At 70.2% G+C, this 5,499-nt stretch carries 4 protein-coding genes; 1 reads left to right on the top strand and 3 read right to left on the bottom strand.

The genetic code is table 11. The features are described from left to right. Positions 1-322: 322 nt before the first annotated feature. Complete coding sequence (locus tag ACYVMZ_RS39020) at positions 323-574, top strand: DUF5988 family protein (RefSeq protein ID WP_461088023.1); 252 nt, start codon at positions 323-325, stop codon at positions 572-574. Between the two features lie 150 nt (positions 575-724). Here the strand turns inward: ACYVMZ_RS39020 and ACYVMZ_RS39015 are convergent, their stop codons facing one another. The 3 genes from ACYVMZ_RS39015 to ACYVMZ_RS39005 all read right to left on the bottom strand — a co-directional run bounded on the left by ACYVMZ_RS39015 (position 725) and on the right by ACYVMZ_RS39005 (position 5,128). Further along, on the bottom strand, positions 725-2,890 hold the full coding sequence (locus ACYVMZ_RS39015) for an MMPL family transporter (RefSeq protein WP_461088021.1): 2,166 nt from the start codon (positions 2,888-2,890) through the stop codon (positions 725-727). A 109-nt stretch (positions 2,891-2,999) separates the two neighbouring features. Beyond that, a complete protein-coding gene (locus ACYVMZ_RS39010; RefSeq protein ID WP_461088019.1) occupies positions 3,000-4,574 on the bottom strand; it encodes a PH domain-containing protein in 1,575 nt (524 codons plus the stop codon). Beyond that, positions 4,571-5,128 (bottom strand): PH domain-containing protein, encoded by a 558-nt coding sequence (locus ACYVMZ_RS39005; RefSeq protein WP_461088016.1) that lies wholly within the window; start codon positions 5,126-5,128, stop codon positions 4,571-4,573. Before ACYVMZ_RS39005 ends, ACYVMZ_RS39010 begins: the two co-directional genes overlap by 4 nt. Between the last annotated feature and the right edge of the window lie 371 nt (positions 5,129-5,499).

Below are 5,499 nucleotides of genomic sequence, written 5' to 3'. Positions count from 1 at the left end.
CGCGCCCGGCTCACCCAGCTTCTCGGCCGGGTCCCAGCCCTCCAGAGCCTCCGGCCCGTAGACCGGCTCGATGGGCAGACCGGACTCCGACTCGCGCACGACGATTCTCCTTTGCGACATACGGGGTGGGGAATGGGCCGCCGACGCACCCGACGATAGGGGTCGGCCGCCTATCGGTGTACCCCTGAAAAACCCCCATGCCCACGGAACGCCACCGCGTCGCTGAATGCCGTGAATTCCCACCGCGTAGGGGGAGTTAAGGGGTGTCCAAGGAAGGCCGGCCCGACGAACAATCGTGGCGATACGAGAGGAGGCCCTGCGTATGGTCGCCCAAGAACTCTCCGCCGCGCTGAGCCATGTGGAACTGGAAGGCGGGCCCAGCCACTTGTGCGGACCGGTGAAACTCACTGAACTCGACGAGGTGATCTTCTCCGAGCAGAAGATAAAGATTCGCTATCTCAATGGATACGAGCACTACGAGTCCACAGGTACACCGCTGCGCATGGCCGAAGGCAGTGCGGCGTCCGCTCCGGTGAAGTTCCGGTGGACCGGGCGTACCAAGATCGCAGAGTAGTTCCGCGCCGTATCCGTCCCCCAGTGCAGCAGTCGGCCTCCACGACCTGATTGTGGTCGTGGAGGCCGACGTCGTCTCTGGCGGAGACGCACGGGCCCCGAACGGACGGGGCCGCCACCTGTCGGTGGCGGCCCCGTGGGCGGGACGGCGTCAGCGCCGGTCGGAACGGGAGCCGCCGACCATCTCGGCCGACGGATCGGGCGACGGCGCGGAGCCCGCTGCCGGGCCGGTCGGAGCCAGGCGGCGCGGCCACCACGCGGCCCGTCCCAGGAGGGCGGTGAGCGCGGGGGTGAAGAACATCGCCATGACGAACGAGGCGATGAGGATGCCGAACGCGACCGCGAACCCGGTCTGGGCGAGCGTCTCCTCACTGGCGAGCAGCATCGCGGCGAACGTGCCGGCCAGGATGACACCGGCGGCGGCCACGGTGGGACCGGCGTGCCGGATGCTCTTCGCCGTCGCCTGCCGGGCGTCGAGTCCTTCCTTCGCCTCTTCCCGCAGGCGGGCGACCATCAGGATGTTGTAGTCCGTGCCGATGGCCACGACGAACAGGTACATGATGACCGGCAGGAAGAACGTCAGCCCGGACTGGCCCTGGATCTCCTGGAAGAGCAGCACGCTCGCGCCGAGCGTGGCACCGAAGCCCAGCGCCACGGAGATCATCAGATAGATCGGCGCGACGAGACTGCGCAGCAGCAGTCCGAGGATGAGCATGATGAGCGCGGCCGCGGTCGGGAACACCACCGAGAAGTCCCGGTTGACGGCCTTGTGGATGTCGACGTACACCGATGTCACGCCGCCCACCTTGGCCTCGCTGCCCGCCGGGGCGTCGCGGTGCGCGGTGGTGCGCAGCGGGCCGCGGACGACGTCCATCGCCTTGTTGCCGTTCGGGTCCATCGAGAGGACCACACTGAACTCGGCTGTCCTGCCGTCCTTGCTCACCTGCGTGCGCGAGACCGAGCCGACGCCTTCCACCGTCTTCAGCCGGTCGGCGTAGGTCGCCATGTCGGCCTCGCGCAGCTTGCCGCCGTCGGTGGAGCGCAGCAGCACGGTGCTGGGGTTGGTGGTGCCGGCGGGCAGGTCCTTGCTCATCTCGTGCAGGGCCGCGGTGGACTCCTGGGCGGAGTCCGGGGACGCCTCGGTCGCGAAGGTGGGCTTGTAGCCGAGCGCCCCGACCGCCAGGGCGGCCATGAGCAGGCCGGAGGCGATCGCGAAAAGGGCGGGCCGACGGGCGACGGCGTTGCCCATGGCGCCGAAGCGGGCCGCCCGGGGCTCGCGCTGCCAGGCCTTGGAGGGCCAGAACACCTTGGTGCCCATGAGGGAGATGACGGCCGGGATCAGGGTCAGACAGGCGAGCAGGGTCACGCCGATGGCGATGCACAGCGCCGGGCCCATCGAGGCCAGGAAGCTGAGCGAGGACAGCAGCAGGGCGAGGAAGCAGACGATGACGGCACCGGCCGCGGAGGCGATGGCCTCGCCGACCCGGCCGATGGCCGAGGCCATCGCGGTCTTCGGGTCCTCCCCGATCCGCAGCCGCTCCCGGTAACGGAACATCAGGAACAGGATGTAGTCCGTGCCGACGCCGAAGAGCACCACGATCAGCAAGGACGACACGGAGGTGTCGGCCTTGAGGTCGAACAGCTTGGCGCAGGTCGCGATGAGGCCGTTGGCCACCTCGGAGACCAGCATGATCCCGGCGATGGTGAGGACCGTGATGGTCGGGCTCCGGAAGATGACCGTCATCAGGACGATGATCAGCACGAGGGTGCCGAGCCAGATGAGCTCGTCGGCGCGCTTGCCGGCTTCCTCGGCGTCGAGCTGGGTGGCGGCGTCACCGGTGATCCCGGCCTTCAGACCGGTTCCCTTGACCAGCGGATCGAGGTCCTCGCGCATGTCGACGACGGCGTGCTGCTGGCTCTTGTCCCCCGCCTTCACGTCGGCCATGGACACCAGCACCGTCTGCACCTTCTTGTGCGGGGACGGTGGCGCGACGACGACCTGCTCGACCGTGTCGTACTTGTTCTTCTTCAGCACCTGGCCGATCTCCGCCACCTTGCGGGTGTCGGCCTGGTCGAGCGCCTTGTCGTCCTCACGCGTGAACACCACGATCGCGGAGGGGCTGAATCCCTTCGGGAACGCCTCCTCCTGGATCTGCTGTGCCTGGATGGACTCGTAGTGCTCGGGGAGAAATTCGGCCTGGTCGGATGTGGTGGTCAGGGACGGCGCGAGACCGATGACGGCCGCTCCGCCGATGAGCCAGCTGATGATCACCAGCCAGCGGTGGCCGACTACGAAACGGCCCAATGCTTTGAACATGGTTCCTCCACTCCGGCCGTACCGGAGCACTTGGTTTTTCCTAGGCTTGTGCGGGGCTTCGGGGGTGGTGCGCATACCGACCGGGCGTGGGACCGGTGACGGTGTCGGGTCAGTGCGGCAGGGAGTCGGCCGGTGCCCGTTCCACGAAGGGGTCGACCAGGCCGGGAACGGCCGCCGAGACGAAGCGGAGCGCCTCGACGGCATCCATGTCGGGGATGCGGACCACTCCCCGGCCCGCGGCGACGGTGGCGCTCAGGGTGACCAGCCCGGCCCTGCGCTGGAAGGGGGACTGCCGGCCACGCCAGCCGATGATCCCGTCCCGTCTGAGCGCCACGGTGCGCCGCACGAACGTGCCCTGCCTGACGACGACGTAGTCCTCGGTCAGGGCGTGTCCCAGGCCGCGGTAGGCGTCCCGGGCGAACAGCGCGCCGAACGGCAGAACCAGCGCGGCGGCGCCGAGGGTCCACCACGGCACCAGCCCGCCCGCGGCGCAGCCGCCGGCCGTCGCGGCGACCGCGGCGGGGACCAGCAGGCAGCCGCGCACCAGCCGGCGGCGCAGCGCCGCCGGAGGGTGGCCGCGCAGCACCACCGAGGCGATCGGCGAGGCGGCGTCCTTCAGGACGTCGGCGGTCACGCCGTGGACGGCGGCCAGCGGGGCCGCCGGCATCAGCTGCGCCGGATGCGTCAGATGGTTGCTCCGCCGGCCGAGCCCGGTCGCCAGCACGTTGACGCGTGCGGCTCCGGCCCAGCGCAGCGGGAGCGGCTGGACGATCTCGGCGCCGCGGATCCGCCGCTCCTCCACGGACACCGACCGCGAGGTGAGCAGTCCGCGCGTCATGTGCAGCGAGCCGCCGGGCTCGCGCTCCAGGCGGTATCCGAACCACGCCTCGCCGAAGGCCACCAGGGCGCCCGCCACACCGATGGCGAGCAGGACGACGACGACCACGGCGACGGCCACGACGGCCGGCAGGGCCGACAGCCGGTCCCAGACCGCCCGCGCGGTGCCGAGCTCGGTGACGTCGATCCCGAAGCTGTCGAGGAGTTTGGTCAGGCCGGTGACGACCATCATGACACCGGCCAGTGTCGTGATGGTCAGCGGCGCGTAGCGCGCCCAGGACCAGCGCATCCGGGCGAGCGGTACGGGCAGGGCGGGTGCCTCGCCGGGCGCGCCCCGGTCCGCCCTGCGCAGCAGCAGGGCACGGAACTGGACCGCCTGTTCACGGGAGATGCCGTCCAGGACGAGCTGCTCGTCCTCGTCGCGGGTCGCGTGCTCCCCGGTCCCGATCTTCACGGCCGCCAGGCCGAAGAGCCGGTGCACCGGATTGGCCGTCAGGTCGGCGCTGCGGATCCTGTCCCGCGGGATCGACTTCTCGGTACGGAAGAGCAGCCCGGCCTGCAGCTCGACCTTGCTGTCGGTGATCCGGAACCGGGTCGTGCGGTAGCGGAACCACTCGTGGCCGGCCTGCACCGCGGCGACGACCATGTACGAGCCGAGGACGATCCAGCCGTGCGCGTTCAGCCGGCCGGCGGCGAGGATCATGGTGCCGACGAGCGGCAGGGCCGGTCCGGCCAGCCAGCCGATGCTGACCAGGACCATCCTCGGGTGCAGCCGCTGCCACGCCGGTTCCGGCGGGGTGTGCTCCAGGACGGAGGGCACCTGGGGATGCTGCGTACGGCTGTTCACGTCCCGTCCTCTTTGAGCGCGCGGACGTGCTCGGTGAGACGCTCGACGATGTCGACGGCGAGCCGGTGGTCGAGGCCGTCGATGGTCACCGGGCCGGCGGCTGAACCGGTGGTCACGGTCACCGCGGACAGCCCGAAGAGCTGCTGGAGCGGGCCGCGCTTGGTGTCCAGGGTCTGGATCCGGTTGAAGGGGGCGACCCGCCACTCGCGGACGAACCATCCGGAGGTGGTGCACACGGCCTCACCGCTGGTCTCCCAGCGGTGCACGCGGTACCGCCACCACGGGATCAGCAGGATGTAGGCGACGCCGAGCGGGCACGCCACCGCCAGGGCCGCCCGCAGCCAGGTCCGGGCGTCGGGGGCGAGGACGTAGGCCGTCGCCAGACCGGCGAGGACCGGGGCGACGAACAACAGGTTCTGCGTCATCCACCAGTGGACGGCACGCCGGGACAGGCGGTGGGCCGGAACCAGCCGGCCGGTCGGACGCAGCGGGTGGGAGTCCGGGTCCGCGACCGACGCCGCGCCCCCTCGTGGTCGCCGCTTCTCGTGTGGCACCTGCTCGTCCCCCTGCTTCCGTCGTCCTGCTTGCCTGCCTCAGCCAAGCAAGCCGACGCGGGCACGCGGGAGAGCGCTTCGTGGGAAGTGGGAGCGACCAAGGTTGCATTCTCGGCTGTGCAATACCGACTTTCGTACGCTCTGTGCGGGGCAACAGAACACGCTTGCCCCCATTGCTTCCCGCCCCCAGTACGGTGGCTGGCGTGAAAAGCCCGATTCGCTGGTTGAACTCCGGAGCCGTGCTGGACGCCGTCCTGGTGCTCGCGCTCCTGACGTTCAACGTGTATGTGGCGGTGTGGAGTGGTCTTCCGTGGGAGGGCCGTTCGGGGGTGGGGCGTTGGGCGGGGTTGGGGTTGCAGGTGGTGGTGGCG

The organism is Streptomyces deserti (assembly GCF_054782695.1).
This window is presented reverse-complemented; position numbering and strand designations above follow the sequence as displayed.

Coding starts and splice junctions, on each gene's coding strand:
- ACYVMZ_RS39020 (WP_461088023.1), top strand. CDS start 323: ATGGTCGCCCAAGAACTCTCCGCCGCGCTGAGCCATGTGGAACTGGAA.
- ACYVMZ_RS39015 (WP_461088021.1), bottom strand. CDS start 2,890: ATGTTCAAAGCATTGGGCCGTTTCGTAGTCGGCCACCGCTGGCTGGTG.